Below are 18,085 nucleotides of genomic sequence, written 5' to 3'. Positions count from 1 at the left end.
CAACCCAAATCTAAAGAATATCAATTTAAAACTCAACATTTAAATCATTATATTATATTTGTTTTCCCAAAAATTAATAATGGAAAATTTTGTTGTTTCGGCTCGCAAATACCGCCCTGCTACATTCGATACTGTAGTAGGACAACAGTCCATTACCAATACCCTAAAAAATGCCATCAATAACAACCATTTGGCACAAGCCTTTTTGTTTTGTGGTCCTCGTGGGGTGGGAAAAACTTCTTGCGCAAGAATATTAGCCAAAACCATTAACTGCATGAACCTATCTCCAGAAACGGAGGCTTGTGATGAATGCGACTCTTGTAAAGGCTTTAACGAACACCATTCTTTCAACATACACGAGCTAGATGCTGCTTCAAACAATGGAGTGGATAAAATTCGTGAATTAGTTGACCAAGTACGATTCGCCCCGCAAGTCGGTAAATACAACATCTATATTATTGATGAGGTTCATATGCTTTCTCAAGCAGCATTTAACGCTTTTCTAAAAACCTTAGAAGAGCCCCCCGCTCATGCTCTTTTTATATTGGCCACAACCGAGAAGCATAAAATTATACCTACCATATTATCCCGTTGTCAGATTTTTGATTTCAAACGCATACAGATAGCCGACATTGCGAATCACTTGGCCTATGTAGCTAAAAATGAAGGCATAGAAGCCGAACAGGAAGCTTTACATATTATCGCTCAAAAAGCCGACGGCGCATTAAGAGATGCTCTTTCCATATTTGATCAAATCATCAGTTTTTGCGGAGATAAATTGACTTACCAAGCGGTTATTCAAAACCTCAACATACTAGATTACGACTATTATTTTAAGGTAACAGACGCTTTGTATAATGCCGATATCCCGTCTGCCCTAAACGGATTTAATGAAATTTTAAATAATGGCTTCGACGGACATCATTTCATCAACGGCTTAGGGATGCACTTCAGAAATTTATTAGTTGCCAAAGATCCAACTACCCTTAGTCTTTTGGAGGTTGGCGATAGCATAAAGCAACGTTATTTGGAGCAAAGTAATACATGGGAACAACACCACTTGCTAAAAGCTCTAGAACTTTGCAATAAAGTAGATTTGAACTACAGAATGAGTAAAAATCAGCGACTATTGGTCGAGATTACTCTCATGCAAATTTGCGGCGTTAAAGAAATAAACCAAACGACAGAAAAAAAAACCTTCGTCGTTAAAAAACAAACCGAAAATCAGCTAAAAGAGACCCCAAAACCACTTCTTTCTGACAATAGCACACCTACCTTTAACAAAACACAAGAGAAAGTTGTAGAAATGGTTATTGAAAAACCAGAAATTGACTTACCTAAAGAATCTAAAAAATCCATTAAAATTGTCAATTTCAAAGATAATCTCGAGAATAAAACAATTTCAATAAACATCGGTTCTGAAGAGAAAAAACAAGAAGAAGAAACAAGTCAAACAACACACTTAGAAAACCTCAACACCAAAGACTTTACACAGGAAAATCTAAATAGCTGTTGGCAAAAATTCGCTAGTGAAAAACAAAACGATGGGAAGCACAATCTTCTATCTATTCTGAGAGATAAAAAAGCAATACTTGGGGACGATTATAATATATGTGTGTCGCTGGACAATAAAGTTCAAGAAGAGGTGTTAAACGAAGAGAGATCGAATATTTTAGGGTATTTGAAGTCAAAGCTTGAAAACGATAAAATCACTTTAAAAATAGATATTAAACCCATTAAAGAAGAAGAAATAAAAGCATACACCCCTGAAGATAAATTTAAAAAAATGGCTAAGAAAAATCCTCACTTACTAACATTAAAGGAAGGGTTTGACCTTGAAATAAACTTCTAACAATTAACTAAAATACTATGAAAAGTAAATTAACAATCATCCTTATTCTTGTCGCTTTGGCTTGGATAGGATACAACGTCAACGAAAGAATGAGCAAAATAGAAAACAACTATGAAAAGGTTCAGAACGACCCAATGAAAGCACGTATCTACACACTAGATAACGGGCTTAAAGTTTATCTTTCTGTTTACAAAGATGCACCAAGAGTGCAAACCTATATTGCAACTAGAGCAGGAAGTAAAAACGATCCCTCTGATGCAACCGGACTAGCACATTATCTTGAGCACATGCTTTTTAAAGGGACTGACAAATACGGTTCTTTAGATTACTCAAAAGAAGAGCCTATGCTAAAACAAATAGAAGGTTTATACGAAGAATACCGTCAAATCGATATGAGTGATACCGAAAATAGAGATAGAATATGGGCACAAATTGACTCTGTTTCTGGCGAAGCTGCCAAATATGCAATCGCTAACGAATATGACAAAATGGTATCTAACATAGGTGCTAAAGGAACAAATGCCTACACCTCTGCCGAGGCTACCGTCTATGTTAACGATATACCTTCTAACCAATTGAAAAAATGGCTCGACATTGAAGCTGAACGTTTTCGTATGCCAGTATTTCGACTTTTTCATACCGAACTCGAGGCTGTATATGAAGAAAAAAATAGAGGATTAGATAGTGATGGCCGTAAGATGTTTGAAGCACTACTAGAAGGTCTTTTTCAAAAACACACCTACGGAACTCAAACAACTATTGGTACTATTGAGCACCTTAAAAACCCTTCTCTATCAGAAATTAGAAAGTACTTCAACAAGAACTATGTGCCTAACAATATGGCTATATGTATGTCCGGAGATTTTGACCCTGACTCAGTAATCCATTGGGTAAACCAAAAATTTGGTAGCTATGAGAGAAAAGAAGATCCTGTATTCTCAGCAGGTGTTGAAGAAGCTATCACTGAACCTATAGTGAAAGATGTATTTGGACCAGAAACAGAACGATTATATTTAGGTTATCGTTTCCCCGGTGTTAAAGACAGAGAAACACAAGTGATGCGTATCATCGATATGATATTGAGTAACAGCCAAGCAGGACTTATTGACCTCAACTTAAACCAACAACAAAAAGTCCTACAAGCTAGTTGTTTCCCTTACATACTTTCTGATTATAGCACACATATATTGTATGGCTCTCCTAAACAAGGACAGACTCTAGATGAATTGAAAGACTTACTAATTAGCGAAGTAGAAAAAGTGAAAAGTGGAGATTTCCCAGATTGGCTTATCCCTGCTATAATTAGTGACATGAAACTTTCTAAAATAAAAGTTTACGAAAGTAACTCAAGTAGAGCCAACGAATTCGTACAAGCCTTTATTCAACGTGTCGACTGGAAAGACTACGTCAAAGAGATGGAGGTGCTAGAAAGCATTAGCAAAGAAGAAGTGATGGAAGTCGCTAAAAAATATTACCAAGACAACTACGTATATGTACGTAAGAATTTAGGCGAAGATACGGACGTTACTAAAGTAACTAAGCCTGCTATCACACCAGTCGAAGTGAATAGAGATTCACAATCCGAATTCTTAACTAAAATCTTTGAAGATGAAGTCCCTAATATTGAGCCTGACTTCCTAGATTATGCCAGCGACATCAAACAAGCTGATATAGGTGTGCCGCTATTGTACATGAAAAATCAAGAGAATAGCCGATTTAAGTTATTCTACATTAGCGATAGAGGTAAAAACCACAGTAAAAAATTAAGCATGGCCATTGACTACTTCAACTATCTTGGTACTGAAGACATGAGTCCTGCTAGTAAAAAAGAAGAGTTTTATAAACTAGGCTGTGAACTATCTGTAAATAGCCAAAATGAACAAAGTTATATTACCCTAACAGGACTAGACGATAACTTTGATGAATCTGTAAGGCTTTTCGAAAAACTATTATCAGATGTAGTGGCTAATGAAGAGGCACTAGAAAACCTTAAACTGAATACTTTGAAAAAGAGAGCTGATGCTAAACTCAATAAGCAAACTATTCTTTATAGCGGACTGAGCAATTATGCTAAATATGGTCCTATTAATCCATTTACAAACACCCTATCAGATGAAGAAATAATGGCGACAACATCAGATGAATTGATTGATATTATTCGCAACATGACTTCCTACGAACACCGTGTGTTATACTATGGTCCAAAATCGTTTGAAGATGCAGAAAAAAGTATAGCTGAACTCCATACTATTCCTTCCGAATTGAAGCCTATCCAAGAAGTTGAAGACTTTAAAGAATTGGACATCAATGAAACTTCTGTTTATGTCATCGATTACGACATGAAACAAGCAGAAATATTAATGGTTGCGAAAGGTCAAAAATTCAATGCTGAAAAAATGCCACTTATAAAACTTCATAATGAATATTTTGGTGGTAGTATGGGAAGTATCGTTTTCCAAACACTACGTGAATCTAAGGCTTTAGCCTATTCTGTTTATAGTGCTTACAGCACTCCAAGAGAAAATGACAAATCACATTATGTAACAGCCTACATAGGTACTCAAGCTGACAAACTAGCTGAGGCTATGGTAGGTATGAACGAGCTTCTCACAACTATTCCAGAAGTCGAAGCCAACTTAGAAAATGCTAAAGAGGCCGTTATACAAAAGATTCGTACCGAACGTATCACCAAAGACCGTGTTCTTTTCAACTACGAATCGGCTAAAAGACTGGGTTACGATTACGATTCTAGAAAGGATATCTTCGACAACATCGACAGCTTCGAAATGACAGATTTAACCAACTTCCATAATGACCACATGAGTGGTAATGACTACACCATTTTGGTACTAGGAAATAAAGATGAACTGAACATTGAAGCACTAAAAGAATATGGCGATGTAAAATTCTTGTCTTTGGAAGATGTTTTCGGATACTAAATAGTACATTTGCACACTTAAAAATCGAATAAAATTATCATGAGTAAAATTAAAGTAAACAATCCAGTAGTAGAATTAGATGGCGATGAAATGACGCGCATCATTTGGAAATTTATCAAAGACAAATTAATCCTTCCATACCTCGATTTAGATATCAAATATTATGACTTAGGAATGGAAAGTAGAGATGAGACAGATGACCAAATAACCATTGATGCCGCAAATGCTATCAAGAAGTATAAGGTAGGAATCAAATGTGCTACTATTACTCCTGATGAAGATAGAGTAGAAGAATTTGGTTTGAAAAAAATGTGGCGATCACCAAACGGTACGATAAGAAATATCGTTGGTGGCACTGTATTTAGAGAGCCTATAATTTGCTCTAATGTACCACGATTAGTACCGAACTGGACCAAGCCTATTTGTATAGGTCGTCACGCTTTTGGAGATCAGTACAAAGCAACAGATACCGTAATTAAAGGAAAAGGTAAATTAACCATGACTTTCACTCCTGAAAATGGTGAGGAAGTAAGTTGGGAAGTATATCAGTACGAAGGACAAGGTGGTGTAGCTATGAGTATGTACAATACCGATGAGTCTATTTACGGTTTCGCACGCTCTTGCTTTAACCAAGCACTAGCAAAAGGATGGCCTTTATACCTATCAACAAAAAACACCATTCTGAAAGCTTACGATGGTCGCTTCAAAGACATCTTTGAAGAGGTATATCAAAATGAGTTTAAAACTGAATTTGATAAGGCTGGCCTAATCTATGAACACCGTTTGATTGATGATATGGTTGCTGCTGCTTTAAAATGGAACGGTGCTTTTGTTTGGGCTTGTAAAAACTACGATGGTGATGTGCAATCCGATACTGTTGCTCAAGGATTTGGTTCTCTAGGACTAATGACTTCAACACTAGTAACCCCTGAAGGTGATGTAATGGAAGCTGAAGCAGCTCACGGAACTGTAACACGTCACTACAGACAACACCAACAAGGCAATAAGACCTCTACTAATCCTATTGCTTCCATTTTTGCATGGACAAGAGGCTTGGCGTTTAGAGGGAAACTAGACAACAACCAAGCGTTAATAGACTTCTGCCAAACATTGGAAGATGTATGTGTAGATACGGTTGAAGGTGGTGTAATGACAAAAGATTTAGCACTTTGTATTCACGGCAAAGACCTTAATGAAAGTCATTACGTAGTAACCGAAGATTTTCTAGATGCACTAGACCAAGGTCTAAAAGCTAAAATGGCTTAAATTTTCTTAAATATCCCATCAGAATTGATGGGATATTTTTTTTGAAGTAATAAGACCATTGATATTGTTTTTATATTAAAATCATTAATTTTTCATAACTTGAGAAAGTTTAATAGTCAAAAACCATAACATTATGAAGTATTTCTCAATTCCTCTTTTAGCGATATTGTCAGTATTTTTCTTTTTTTCATGTGAAAAAGAAACAGAAACAATAATATTACCTTCAAACTTAATCACTATTCCAAACTCAAGTCAAATCAACAAATTCTTTGAGGATAATTTAGAAGATGCTACTGAAACTATAAATGCAAATAGTTCTATCTATTCTCAAACCATAGTTTCTAACAAAGGTATTAGCTATACTTTTGGCGCAAATACATTCATAAATTCAACTGGAAACCCTGTTAGCGGAAACTTCACGATTGAACTTGTCGAAGCCTTAACAAAAAAAGAAATGATGTTGCTCAATCGACCTACTTTTACTCATAGTGGACGACTGCTTGTTTCTGGGGGCGTTGTTTATCTAAACGCTACACAAAACGGACAACAATTGAGTATAAATGATAGTAGCCCTGTTAATGTAAGTATCCCTACCAGCAACTATATACCTATGGATTTCTTTGATGGTAGTTTTGACAATCAAGGTGGATTTGGATGGGATGAGAGCGAAGATGACACCGTAATCACTAATACAGGTGGAAATGGTCAAGACTCTACATTTTTTGAAGATTTTTTCAGTTTTGACTTTGAAATAGATTCAATTGGTTGGATAAACTGCGACTACTTCTATAACTCTGCCGACCCTTTAACACAAGTTGAGGTTGTTTTGCCTGATACATTTAACGGTGACAACTCGGCTGTATTCATCTATTATAGTGATATTAACTCAGTAGCAAGTTTAAGCGACTACGATACTGACGGCACATTTGATTTGGGCGCTTCCTACTCCACACCTGTTGACATGGATGTCACTTTTGTGGTGATTTCTGAAAATGACGGTAGTTATTTTTACCAATTTGCTGATGCTACTATTACTCAAGATCATATAGAAATCATCTCCTCTTTAACTGAAGTAACAGAGGCTGAACTAGAGATACTCCTAAATTCACTTTAGTGAATTAGAAAATTTTGGGATTGTACTTTTCCGGATATTTAGGAGTAACTTTTTTGTAAAAGTTTTCTATTTGCTGAAGATCATTAGACATATCTCCTGTGGGATAAAACATTGTTTGCACACCTGCTTCTTTAGTTTTGAAATCAAGAAAACCTAATGCGATGGGTATATTAGCTCCAACAGCAATATGGTAGAAACCGAGTTTCCATTTATCTACTTTGGAGCGACTACCCTCAGGTGCAAGACCCAATACTAATTCATCTGAAGATTTGAACAAGTCGATGGCATAGGCAACCAAATTATTATGTTTTGTTCTATCGACAGAAATACCACCAAGCCAACGAAAAATCCATCCATAAGGAAAACGAAACAATTGACTTTTTCCTAGAAATTTGGCCTCTATTTTAAGCATATAACCAAAACATCTGCCAATTATAAAATCCCAATTGCTAGTATGTGGAGATACAATAATGACGTATTTTTTTTCGGAAGGGATATCACCCACTACCTTCCAACCTATAAGATTAAGAATCAATCTTGAAACTAACTTCTTCATATCTAATTGAAAAATTCTTTTTTAAAGTTAATCAAATGTAACTTTTTTGTAGTTCTAGTAAGCGCAGTATATAACCATCTGAAATATTCTTTACTTAACATATCGGAGGTAAAATAACCCTGTTCAACAAATACATTTTCCCATTGCCCCCCCTGTGATTTATGACAAGTTATAGCATAAGCGAATTTAACTTGTAAAGCATTAAAGTAAGGGTTTAACTTAATTTCTTTGTTACGTTGAGCTCGTTTTGGAATATCTGTATAATCTTTTGCCACCTCGTCATAAAACTTCTTGTATTGCTCATAGGTCATTGCAGGAGATTCTGAAGTAAGAACATCTAAAAGTACAATACACTCTAGGTTTTCTTCATCAGGATAATCCACCAAGCGAACAGAAATTCTTGCAAACCTGCAGTCATAAAGTTCGTTAATTTCGTAAATACGCATCACCTCAACCATATCACCGTTAGCAATAAACCCCGCTTTGCTCCCTTCAGGCAACCAGAAGTAGTTATTTCTGACAACCATTAGAAAGTCACCCGTTGATAGCTCATCCTCCTGCCCTCTTATTCGAGCTCTAATCTGCTGATTGTATAAATTGGCTCTTTTATTGGAACGACATATGACAACTGTACCCTCTACACCACTTTGTGAATAAGCATCTTCCAAGGCGTCTTGAATATCCATACCAACATCTAACCTTATTACCTCGTTGTTACATTTGATACTGGGCGTGCTAAAATTATTATCCTTGATTTTATCCCTCAACTGAGTAGCATTTTCTAAAACTAATGACGAAGATTGTTGCCTAACCACTTGAGTTAGTTCAGCAGAATAAACATCTTTTCTGTAAGTTACACCCAATAAATTTTCATCCAGAGCTGGACTAATTTCTAAATGTACAGGTGGCAGCTGGGCAGTATCACCTATAAGAATGAGCTTACACATGACACCCGAATATACATACTCAATCAAATCATCTAGCAATATTCTTCCTCCAAAACCCTTATCAGAAGAATCAGGAATCATAGATGCCTCGTCAACAACAAAAATAGTGTTGGTATGCTTATTTTCTTGTAAAGTCACATAGGTATTTCCTTGGGAATTCGTACGCATCCAATATATTTTTTTGTGAATGGTAAATGCGCTTTTTTGGGAATAAACAGAAAGCACCTTAGCTGCTCGGCCTGTTGGCGCTAACAAAACCACTTTTTTACCAACCGACCATAAACTATTGATGAGTGAGCTAACCAGTGTAGTCTTACCTGTACCTGCATAGCCCTTGAGAAGAAAAAGACTATTAGCTGATGAATTTTCAACAAATTCAGACAATTGATTGATCACTTCCGATTGCTGAGAAGTGGGCTCAAAAGGAAATTTTTTATTTAAGAGTTGAACTAATTTTGCCTTATTCATCGATTATGTGAAGTAGATACAAATCTACCAATATTATCCTTAAAAAAAATTGTAGATTTGCCTAAGTAAACTTATATGAAAATCATGAACAGAAAAACAATACAGTTAATACTTTGGCCAGTCATTATCATTTTGGCTTGGTTAGTATACAGAAGCCCTATTAGCTTGAAAGAATTTCAAGAAGAAACAAACTACCGTAAGTCAGCTGTTGTTCAAGACTTAAAAGATATAAGAACAGCTCAAATAGCATTCAAAGATAAATACAGAGTATATGCTGGAGATTTTAACAGCTTATTGTCATTTGTTAAAAATGATTCTTTAGCCGTTGTAAAAGCTATAGGTGAAACGCCTGATTCTCTCACTGAAAGCCAAGCTCTATCAGCTGGAATCATTAGTAGAGATACTGTATTTGTTCCTGCATACCAAACCATTTTCAACCAAGATTATTTAGACACTAGAGATAGTCGATTCCCTTTTGATTTAGATAAACTTCCTATTGTTCCTTTTTCAGATGAGATGTTTAACATAGAATCAGGAAATATTGAAAAAGGTAAAGTCGTAGTTCAGGTTTTTGAAGTATCCACAACTTACACTACTTTTCTTAACGGACTAGATGCCACTAACAAAGGTATTGACTTAAACAATATAATAAGAGTAGGCTCGATGTCGGAAGTATCTATCAATGGAAACTGGGGTGAATAAACCAATCCATTCGCTTTTTGATTTAAAAGCTTTAGAAGCTCTTTCTATAGTTGACGATTGTCACATATCCATTCAAATTGGTTTGAATGGATTTTCTTTTTGTATTCACAAAGATTCTGAAATTCTTGGTCTTGAATCATATAATTATCCTTTGTCTCAAATCGAAAAATCTATTGAAAGTAATAAGTGGATTATGCGTGAATACGCCTCGAGCAACATTACAATAAGCACTAAAAAATTCACCTTAATCCCCTCAACACTATATAAAAATGAGGACAAAAAAAGCTATTTAGAATTTAATCATATTCGATCAGAAAAACTAGAAGTATTAGCTGACGAAATACCACAAATTGATAGCTATTCTGTATACGGCATTTCTACAGCCGAACAAGAAATAATCACCACTTATTTTTCGAAATCAACGGTAAAACATTTCAGCTCCATCCATATACCAAATATGTTGGCAAACAACAAAAATAATGAGGATAAGAAAATGATTGTAAATGTCGACTATAAACAGATGCACATAACTGTTATAGACCATTCTAAACTCGTTTACTTCAATGTTTTTAATCATAAAAATGCACATGACTGTATATACTTTATATTATTTGTTTGTGAGCAAATAAATTTAAATCCAGAACAGTTAGTTTTAGAGTTAATGGGTGATGTCAAAAAAGACTCTGAGTTTTATAATTTGGCTTACACCTATATTCGGACCATAAACTTTTCAAAACGATTAGTTAAGCTAAGTCCAAATATTAACTCTTTAGATAATCATGAATATTACACCCTTTTACACCAACATTTGTGCGAATAATAGGAGGAAAATATAAAGGTAAATCCATTATTGGTCCAAAAAATTTGCCGGTTAGACCAACAACCGATTTTGCAAAAGAGAGTCTATTCAATATACTCAACAATTTGGTAGACTTTGAAAACGTTAAATTGTTAGAACTGTTTGCAGGCACAGGAAATATTGGATATGAATTTGCATCAAGAGGCTGTCCTTCTATCACTTCAGTCGACCTTAATTTTCATTGTATTCAGTTCATTAAAAAGATAAATAAGGAGTTAAGTCTAAATAATAAAGTTATTCGATCTGATGCTTTTAGATTTATTAAATCTAACAAAGAAAAATACAATTTCATATTTGCTGACCCACCATATGATTTAAACAAAATAAAAGATATTCCTAATCATATTTTCTCTCGAGAACTATTAGAAGACGATGGGATATTAGTTATCGAACATGACAAACACACTGATTTTAGCGATAATGAAAATTTTAAAAATGTTCGCCAATATGGTCGAGTAATGTTTAGTTTTTTTAACTTTAACGCATGAGTAAAAAAATAGCTGTTTTTCCTGGTTCTTTTTCACCTTTCACCAAAGGTCATCAATCTATTGTTTTGAGAGCTCTGCCTTTATTTGATGAGATCATAATAAGTGTAGGCATTAATTCTACTAAAAATGAATACTTCTCTATCCAAGAAAGAGTTCAATGGATAGAAGCTGTATTTGCAAAAGAAAAAAACGTAAGGGTTATGAAGTATGAAGGTCTTACCATTGACCATTGCATGACTGAGAAATCTAATTATATCCTAAGGGGGTTAAGGGATTCTCATGACTTTAAATATGAGAAAGGAATTGCTCAAATGAATCATTCTATGAAAAAAAACATAGAAACCATATTTATTATAACAGAACCCGAATATTCTCATATCAGCTCAACATTAGTAAGAGATGTCATTAAAAATGGCGGTGATGTTAGCCAATTTGTTCCAAAAGAAATCAACCTCTAATTTTTGCTGAATCAAGAACTCTTTGAATATTAGAAAATGAGTTTTTCATTAATTGAGGGATATCATTTACACCTTTCCATTCTACTTTTTCTATACCCTCCTCTGTCTGTGGACAAAAATCTTTTGAATAAGTCGATTTCATCAAATACCAATGTGTTTCTTTTAAAATCATTTCACCCTGCATAGAATACGTATGATAAGTCTGTAAAAGTTTAGACTCTATTGAAACATTATCCACACCACATTCTTCCTCCACTTCTCTTACAGCACACCCAGCAATATCTTCATTGGGTTCTAACTTACCTTTTGGCAAATCCCACTTACCATTTCTATATATAAAAAGATAATTGCCCTCATTTTGCACTAAACCTCCAGCAGCTTTTATAAGAGTAAACTCTGATTTAAAACTAGCCCAAGCTAAATCCAAATCATCAGAATAAACCCATAATTTTAGGGGCTTGTCATCTGATAAATTATTTAGAAAACTAGCCCAAACAAAAGCGGTATTAAAATCATAATGTCTGTAGTTCTCTCGAGCGGTAGAATTTGATATAATTAAGGAATGATGATTTATAAAAACTTCATACATTAGCACCATGATTTTAGACGTTGAAACTGCTAAGCAAGTTGCAAAATCATTATTGCAAATCAAAGCTATAATTCTCAATCCTGACGAGCCATTTGTTTGGGCTTCAGGCTGGAATTCTCCAATCTACTGTGACAATAGAATTACCCTCTCTCATTCTGAGGTAAGAACGTTCATACGTCAGCATTTAGTAGAAGGTATTTTGACCAGATACGGCAAGCCTGATGTTATTGCTGGAGTGGCAACTGGCGCAATTGCTCATGGTGTACTTGTAGCTCAAGAATTAGGTGTGCCATTTGTGTACGTTAGAGCTTCAGCTAAAGAACATGGGCGCAAGAACCTTATCGAGGGAAAAGTTGAAAGCGGACAATCTGTGGTTGTTATTGAAGATTTAATTAGCAGTGGCAAAAGTAGTCTAGCAGCAGTACAAGCACTAAGAGACGGTGGATTTAAAGTAAATGGCATGGGAGCAATCTTCAGTTATGGCTTTGAACATGCTAAAACAAGTTTTGAAAACTCCAATTGCGAACTATTCACACTAGGTGACTATAACACTCTAATCGACCAAGCTTTAGACACTAAATATATCACAAATAGTGATGTTGAAATGCTTAAAGAGTGGCGAGAAGACCCCTCAACATGGAATAAATGAGTTTAATCGAAAGTCAAGCTGTAACGATAAATAACACCGACGAAGAAATCTTTAACTTCATTAGCGATTTCACCAACTTTGCAGAGCTCATGCCTCCGCAAGTCCAAGATGTTAAAATTACTCAAGATACATGTTCGTTTAGCGTTCAAGGTATGCCTAACATAAAACTTAAAATTAGCGAAAGAACACCTTTTAGCAGTGTGAAGATGAGTGCAGAAGATGGTAAACTACCTTTTACCCTATGTTGCTCTTTAAAAAAGGAAGGGGAGTCTCAATGTATTGCACAATTTCATTTTGAAGCAGAGCTTAATCCAATGATGAAGATGATGGTAGCTAAACCGTTAACTAATTTCTTAAACTTATTAGCTGAAAAGTTGAAAGAGATTAAATCATAAACTTTATATCTCCCATATTATAGAATTCCTGTTGACCATCTACGTCAACAACCAACTGACCAGATTCATTTACAAATTTAATGACTCCACTAAATGATTCTTCACCTTTGACAAACATTTGCAATTGCTCTTTCATATAAAGGTTTTCATGATACAATTGATTGATTAATGCAGAATCTTGTTTGAATAGAAAATAATTTTTTTCGATTTTCTCACATAACACAACGAGTAGCTCATTAATAGAAGGAGGGTTTTTCAAGTACAACTCTAAAGAAGTAGCGTTGGGAATAGCTTTAAGGTTGTTATTGACATTAACGCCAATTCCCACAATACTTTTATCAATTATATTAGACCGAACAGTATTTTCGACAAGGATTCCTGAAAGTTTTTTATCACGGACAAAGATATCGTTAGGCCACTTAATTTTAGCGGAAAGTCCATAATGATTTATAGCTTGACAAACAGATAACGCTATGAATTTATTGAACAGAAACTGTCTCTTTAAATCAATCTTTGGAAGAAGTAATACACTGACAATCAATGATTTATTTGACTCAGAAAACCAACTATTACCTCTCTGCCCCCTTCCTTCAAGCTGTTGATTTGTTATAACGACAGTACCCTCAGGCAAAAAATTATCCAATGATAATTTTGTAAGGTAAGAGTTCGTCGAATCAACAGATGTGAGTTCAATAATGTTTTGTCCTACAAACAAGCAATCCATTAAACAAATTAACGGATAAATTTCTGTATTTTTGCCCCTTAAATAAGAATCATAATTTCTAAACTATTTAATGAGTATCAAAAAAGAGCTAAAAACATCTGACATCCTTGCTAATGTAATCATTGAAGGAATGCGAGAAATCAAAGCTAAAGAAATTGTGAGTCTTGACTTAAGAGGTTTAGAATCATCGGTATGTGATTTTTTCATTGTCTGTCATGGAACTTCAAATACACACGCCTCTGCAATAGCAGATTCTGTAATTGAAGAAACATTAAAGACAGTAAAAGAAAAACCCTGGCACAAAGAAGGACTTACAAATGGTGACTGGATACTTCTGGACTATGGAAATGTTGTAGCACATATTTTCCAAAAAGAAATAAGAGAGTATTATAATATTGAAAAATTGTGGGGTGACGCTAAGATTCAACTCATTAAAGAAACTGCATAAGGGATGAAAAATAAAAAAGAAGAACCAAAAGGTATAAAATTTAACTTATATTGGATTTATGCCATTATTGCTGTATTATTTTTTGGCATTCAAATTCTGAACATCAATACGACTAGCGAAACCTCTTGGCAGGAATTCAATAGAACCATGCTTCAAACTAAAGAAGTAGAAAAAATCGTTGTTGTAAATAGAGATATTGCACAAATTTATATCAAAAAAGACCTCCTCAAAAGAGACAAATACAAGAGTGTTAGCAAAAAATCCTTAGGAAACTCTGTTAATGAAGGCCCTCACTATTTCTTTCAAATTTCTTCTCCAGACAAGCTAGAAGAAAAACTAAAAGAGGCTCAATTAAATTTTCAAGAAGAAGATAAAGTTGAAATCAAATATACTACTCAAAAAGATGTCATTGGCGATGCCTTTAGCTGGATTTTCCCAATCCTGATTATGGTTGCTATTTGGATCTTCTTCATGAGAAGGATGGGTGGTGGTGCTGGTGGCGCTGGCGGACAAATCTTCAACATAGGAAAATCTAAAGCAACACTATTTGACAAGACCAAAGTCAATGTTTCCTTTAAAGATGTTGCTGGACTAGAAGGTGCTAAAGAAGAAGTAGAAGAAATTGTTGACTTTTTAAAAAATCCCAAAAAATACACTGCACTCGGCGGAAAAATCCCTAGAGGAGCTCTTCTTGTAGGCCCTCCAGGAACAGGGAAAACTTTACTAGCAAAAGCTGTTGCAGGAGAGGCACAAGTACCCTTCTTTTCTCTTTCAGGTTCTGACTTTGTAGAAATGTTTGTAGGAGTAGGTGCCTCAAGAGTTCGTGATTTATTCAAACAAGCTAAAGAGAAATCGCCTTCTATTATTTTCATAGATGAGATAGATGCGATAGGGAGAGCAAGAGGAAAAAGTAATATTACAGGTGGTAATGACGAGAGAGAAAACACCCTAAATCAGTTATTGACTGAAATGGATGGATTCGGAACTAACTCAGGAGTTATTGTTATCGGCGCTACCAATAGAGCAGACATTCTAGATAGAGCACTACTAAGAGCGGGAAGATTCGACAGACAAATTTTTGTGGACTTGCCAGATCTTAATGAAAGAAAAGAAATTTTCGAAGTTCACGTTAAACCACTAACATTAGCAAAAGATGTTGATGTTGATTTCTTATCCAAACAAACACCTGGATTCTCAGGGGCTGACATAGCAAATGTATGTAATGAATCAGCCTTGATAGCTGCTAGAAAAAACAAAAAAATTGTTGAAAAACAAGACTTCTTGGATGCAGTAGATAGAATCATCGGTGGTTTAGAAAAGAAAAATAAAATCATTTCAGAAGATGAAAAAAGAACAGTAGCATTCCACGAAGCAGGTCATGCTACAGTAAGTTGGTTCATGCAATACGCCTCGCCTTTAGTTAAAGTAACTATTGTTCCTAGAGGTCGTTCGTTAGGAGCTGCGTGGTATTTACCTGAAGAAAGACAACTAACAACTACTGAACAATTAAGACACGAGATGTGTGCAGCTTTAGGTGGCAGAGCAGCAGAAAAAATTATTTTCGATAAAATTTCTACTGGTGCACTAAGTGATTTAGAAAAGGTCACTAAGCAAGCCTATTCTATGGTTTCTGTATACGGATTGAGTGATAAAGTTGGAAATATCAGTTTTTATGATTCAAGTGGAAGAGAAAGTTTTAGCAAACCATACAGTGAGTCAACTGCTAAGTTGATAGATGATGAAGTAAGTAAACTAGTAGAAGACTGTTATCAAGAAACATTAAAACTATTAAAAAAGCACAAAAATAAACTCACTAAATTAGCCGAATTACTTTTAGAAAAAGAAGTTATCTTTAAAGAAGATTTGCTTGATATTTTTGGACCAAGACCATGGGACAAGAAAATAGAAGAAAAAGACGAATCAAAAGAAAAAAAAGATGAGCCAAAACAAGTGGATAACGCTAGTAACGACAAATAAACCTTATCAAATAGAGCTTATTAAAGGCAAATTATCTGAACACGAAATCCATTCTGTCATCGTAAACAAAATTGACTCATCCTATCTGAACTTTGGAGAAGCAGAATTAAAAGTAATGGACACTGATTTTGAGAAGGCTCTAGAAATAATAAAAGATGTCGAAAAGTAATTTAGTCACTAGAACCATTACAGGTCTATTATATGGAATCTCGTTAATTGGGAGTCTTGTAATTAGTGAATATACTTTCTTTTTATTCTTCTTTGTTGTACTTATAATTGGCTTGAAAGAGTTTTACCAATTAGTTGAAAATAAAGATATTCGACCTCAAAAAGTCGCAGGGTTTGCCATAGCAATTAGCGTGTTTTTTGCTTCCATTTCTCACTTTATTGATAAAGAAATAAGCCTAATTTTAATAAGCATATCGCTACTAATGACATTCTTATCATTTACTTTTGAACTATTCAGAAACAAAGATATTAGCTTTGTAAATATTGGGCTAACAATTCTAGGCGTTATTTACGTAGCTATACCTCTATCTATTCTAATATTTTTAGCTTTTAACGATAATAATGAATACAATTATGAATTAACTCTAAGTATATTTATTTTAGTATGGCTTAGTGATGTAGGCGGTTATTTCGCAGGAGTAAATTTTGGAAAGCATAAGTTGCTAGAACGTATATCCCCCAAAAAGACATGGGAAGGGGTCTTTGGCGGATTAATTTTATGCCTTATAGGTTCATACGTCCTAAGTCAATACTTTTTATTAATAAACACATATGAATGGCTATTGCTAGGAGCTATTGTATGTATATGTTCAGTTATTGGCGACCTAATAGAATCTATGATAAAACGTTCTGCAAATGCAAAAGATAGCGGAAATTTATTACCTGGTCACGGTGGTATTTTAGATCGTTTTGACAGTGTATTATTCGTTATTCCTATCGTATATTTTTTCAAATTATTCATATTATGAAATTAATTCACAAAGAAGGTTACAGAATTATTCTTACAACAATAATTATCCTAATTGCATTAAATTATGCTGTATCAAGTTTTGCAATAGAATGGCTCAATACTATTTTTCTAATTGCATCATTAATATTCATGTTCCTAATCCTTCAATTTTTCAGAAATCCTGTACGAAAAGTGGAAGCCTCAGAAAATGAGGTGGTAGCACCAGCAGATGGAAAAGTTGTAGTTATAGAAGAAGTTGAAGAAACCGAATATTTTAAAGATAAACGTCTTCAGGTTTCCATTTTCATGTCACCTATAAATGTTCATGTAAATAGATACCCAATAAATGGAAAAGTACAATATGCAAAATACCATCCAGGAAAATATCTAGTAGCTTGGCATCCAAAATCATCAACAGAAAACGAAAGGACTACAGTAGTTGTCGAAAATGATAAAATAGCGGTCTTATTTAGACAAATAGCAGGCGCATTAGCAAGAAGAATTGTAATGTACTCTAAAGAAAATGACACTGCCAAAAAAGGAGAAGATTTCGGTTTTATTAAATTTGGTTCTAGAGTAGATTTATTTTTCCCTATTGGAACAAAAATTAATGTCGAACTTGACCAGGTAGTCAAAGGAAATAAAACTGTTATTGCCAGATATTAAACAAAATTTCGTAAATTCGTATTCAAATTA

At 34.6% G+C, this 18,085-nt stretch carries 19 protein-coding genes; 15 read left to right on the top strand and 4 right to left on the bottom strand.

What is annotated here, in order from left to right; all coding sequences use genetic code 11:
- The first annotated feature begins 79 nt into the window (after window positions 1–79).
- The 4 genes from P8I29_03825 (at window position 80) to P8I29_03810 (ending at window position 7,171) form a co-directional block, all read left to right on the top strand.
- The gene (locus P8I29_03825) at window positions 80–1,852 is read left to right on the top strand and encodes a DNA polymerase III subunit gamma/tau (GenBank protein MDG1916927.1); all 1,773 of its coding nucleotides are present in this window, start codon (window positions 80–82) and stop codon (window positions 1,850–1,852) included.
- 17 nt (window positions 1,853–1,869) lie between these two features.
- Window positions 1,870–4,791: an insulinase family protein gene (locus P8I29_03820; GenBank protein MDG1916926.1), complete on the top strand. Its 2,922-nt coding sequence runs from the start codon at window positions 1,870–1,872 to the stop codon at window positions 4,789–4,791.
- Window positions 4,792–4,830: 39 nt separating this feature from the next.
- Window positions 4,831–6,057, top strand: a complete 1,227-nt coding sequence (locus P8I29_03815; GenBank protein ID MDG1916925.1) for an isocitrate dehydrogenase (NADP(+)) — start codon at window positions 4,831–4,833, stop codon at window positions 6,055–6,057.
- Window positions 6,058–6,190: 133 nt separating this feature from the next.
- Window positions 6,191–7,171: a hypothetical protein gene (locus tag P8I29_03810; protein ID MDG1916924.1), complete on the top strand. Its 981-nt coding sequence runs from the start codon at window positions 6,191–6,193 to the stop codon at window positions 7,169–7,171.
- Between the two features lie 4 nt (window positions 7,172–7,175).
- Here P8I29_03810 and P8I29_03805 read toward each other — a convergent pair whose 3' ends face one another.
- Window positions 7,176–7,727 carry a lysophospholipid acyltransferase family protein gene (locus P8I29_03805; protein MDG1916923.1) on the bottom strand — a complete coding sequence of 184 codons (552 nt, stop codon included), beginning with the start codon at window positions 7,725–7,727 and terminating at the stop codon, window positions 7,176–7,178.
- 2 nt (window positions 7,728–7,729) lie between these two features.
- The gene (locus P8I29_03800) at window positions 7,730–9,142 is read right to left on the bottom strand and encodes an AAA family ATPase (GenBank protein ID MDG1916922.1); all 1,413 of its coding nucleotides are present in this window, start codon (window positions 9,140–9,142) and stop codon (window positions 7,730–7,732) included.
- A 75-nt stretch (window positions 9,143–9,217) separates the two neighbouring features.
- Between P8I29_03800 and P8I29_03795 the strand changes: the two genes are divergently transcribed.
- From P8I29_03795 to coaD, 4 genes are read left to right on the top strand one after another with little or no spacing between them, the layout of a single operon-like run.
- Window positions 9,218–9,844 (top strand): hypothetical protein, encoded by a 627-nt coding sequence (locus P8I29_03795; GenBank protein MDG1916921.1) that lies wholly within the window; start codon window positions 9,218–9,220, stop codon window positions 9,842–9,844.
- Window positions 9,825–10,664: a DUF3822 family protein gene (locus tag P8I29_03790; GenBank protein MDG1916920.1), complete on the top strand. Its 840-nt coding sequence runs from the start codon at window positions 9,825–9,827 to the stop codon at window positions 10,662–10,664. Before P8I29_03795 ends, P8I29_03790 begins: the two co-directional genes overlap by 20 nt.
- Window positions 10,655–11,191, top strand: a complete 537-nt coding sequence (gene rsmD / locus P8I29_03785) for a 16S rRNA (guanine(966)-N(2))-methyltransferase RsmD (GenBank protein MDG1916919.1) — start codon at window positions 10,655–10,657, stop codon at window positions 11,189–11,191. The genes P8I29_03790 and rsmD overlap by 10 nt, the downstream gene beginning before the upstream one ends.
- Window positions 11,188–11,649, top strand: coding sequence for a pantetheine-phosphate adenylyltransferase (gene coaD / locus P8I29_03780; protein ID MDG1916918.1), 462 nt, complete (start codon window positions 11,188–11,190; stop codon window positions 11,647–11,649). Before rsmD ends, coaD begins: the two co-directional genes overlap by 4 nt.
- On the opposite strand, the gene P8I29_03775 is transcribed toward coaD, so the two are convergent.
- Window positions 11,639–12,238: an NUDIX domain-containing protein gene (locus P8I29_03775; protein ID MDG1916917.1), complete on the bottom strand. Its 600-nt coding sequence runs from the start codon at window positions 12,236–12,238 to the stop codon at window positions 11,639–11,641. The two genes, coaD and P8I29_03775, sit on opposite strands and share 11 nt — an antisense overlap.
- A gap of 7 nt (window positions 12,239–12,245) precedes the next feature.
- Here P8I29_03775 and pyrE point away from each other — a divergent pair, with 7 nt between their 5' ends.
- Together pyrE and P8I29_03765 are read left to right on the top strand one after the other, a co-directional pair.
- Window positions 12,246–12,887, top strand: coding sequence for an orotate phosphoribosyltransferase (pyrE, locus tag P8I29_03770; protein ID MDG1916916.1), 642 nt, complete (start codon window positions 12,246–12,248; stop codon window positions 12,885–12,887).
- Complete coding sequence (locus P8I29_03765; protein MDG1916915.1) at window positions 12,884–13,282, top strand: SRPBCC family protein; 399 nt, start codon at window positions 12,884–12,886, stop codon at window positions 13,280–13,282. Before pyrE ends, P8I29_03765 begins: the two co-directional genes overlap by 4 nt.
- Here the strand turns inward: P8I29_03765 and P8I29_03760 are convergent.
- Window positions 13,272–14,006: a biotin--[acetyl-CoA-carboxylase] ligase gene (locus tag P8I29_03760; protein ID MDG1916914.1), complete on the bottom strand. Its 735-nt coding sequence runs from the start codon at window positions 14,004–14,006 to the stop codon at window positions 13,272–13,274. The two genes, P8I29_03765 and P8I29_03760, sit on opposite strands and share 11 nt — an antisense overlap.
- Before the next feature lie 70 nt (window positions 14,007–14,076).
- Here P8I29_03760 and rsfS point away from each other — a divergent pair, with 70 nt between their 5' ends.
- From rsfS to P8I29_03735, 5 genes are read left to right on the top strand one after another with little or no spacing between them, the layout of a single operon-like run.
- Complete coding sequence (rsfS, locus tag P8I29_03755; protein ID MDG1916913.1) at window positions 14,077–14,454, top strand: ribosome silencing factor; 378 nt, start codon at window positions 14,077–14,079, stop codon at window positions 14,452–14,454.
- A 3-nt stretch (window positions 14,455–14,457) separates the two neighbouring features.
- On the top strand, window positions 14,458–16,431 hold the full coding sequence (ftsH, locus tag P8I29_03750; protein MDG1916912.1) for an ATP-dependent zinc metalloprotease FtsH: 1,974 nt from the start codon (window positions 14,458–14,460) through the stop codon (window positions 16,429–16,431).
- Window positions 16,391–16,600, top strand: a complete 210-nt coding sequence (locus P8I29_03745) for a DUF2007 domain-containing protein (GenBank protein ID MDG1916911.1) — start codon at window positions 16,391–16,393, stop codon at window positions 16,598–16,600. Before ftsH ends, P8I29_03745 begins: the two co-directional genes overlap by 41 nt.
- A complete protein-coding gene (locus P8I29_03740; GenBank protein ID MDG1916910.1) occupies window positions 16,587–17,408 on the top strand; it encodes a phosphatidate cytidylyltransferase in 822 nt (273 codons plus the stop codon). The genes P8I29_03745 and P8I29_03740 overlap by 14 nt, the downstream gene beginning before the upstream one ends.
- Window positions 17,405–18,055: a phosphatidylserine decarboxylase family protein gene (locus P8I29_03735; protein MDG1916909.1), complete on the top strand. Its 651-nt coding sequence runs from the start codon at window positions 17,405–17,407 to the stop codon at window positions 18,053–18,055. Before P8I29_03740 ends, P8I29_03735 begins: the two co-directional genes overlap by 4 nt.
- The last annotated feature ends 30 nt before the right edge of the window (window positions 18,056–18,085 follow it).

It is taken from the genome of Flavobacteriales bacterium (genome assembly GCA_029248105.1).
GTDB lineage: Bacteria > Bacteroidota > Bacteroidia > Flavobacteriales > UBA7312 > UBA8444.
Note: the sequence above shows the minus strand (reverse complement) of the source record. Positions and strands in the feature narration are given on the sequence as shown.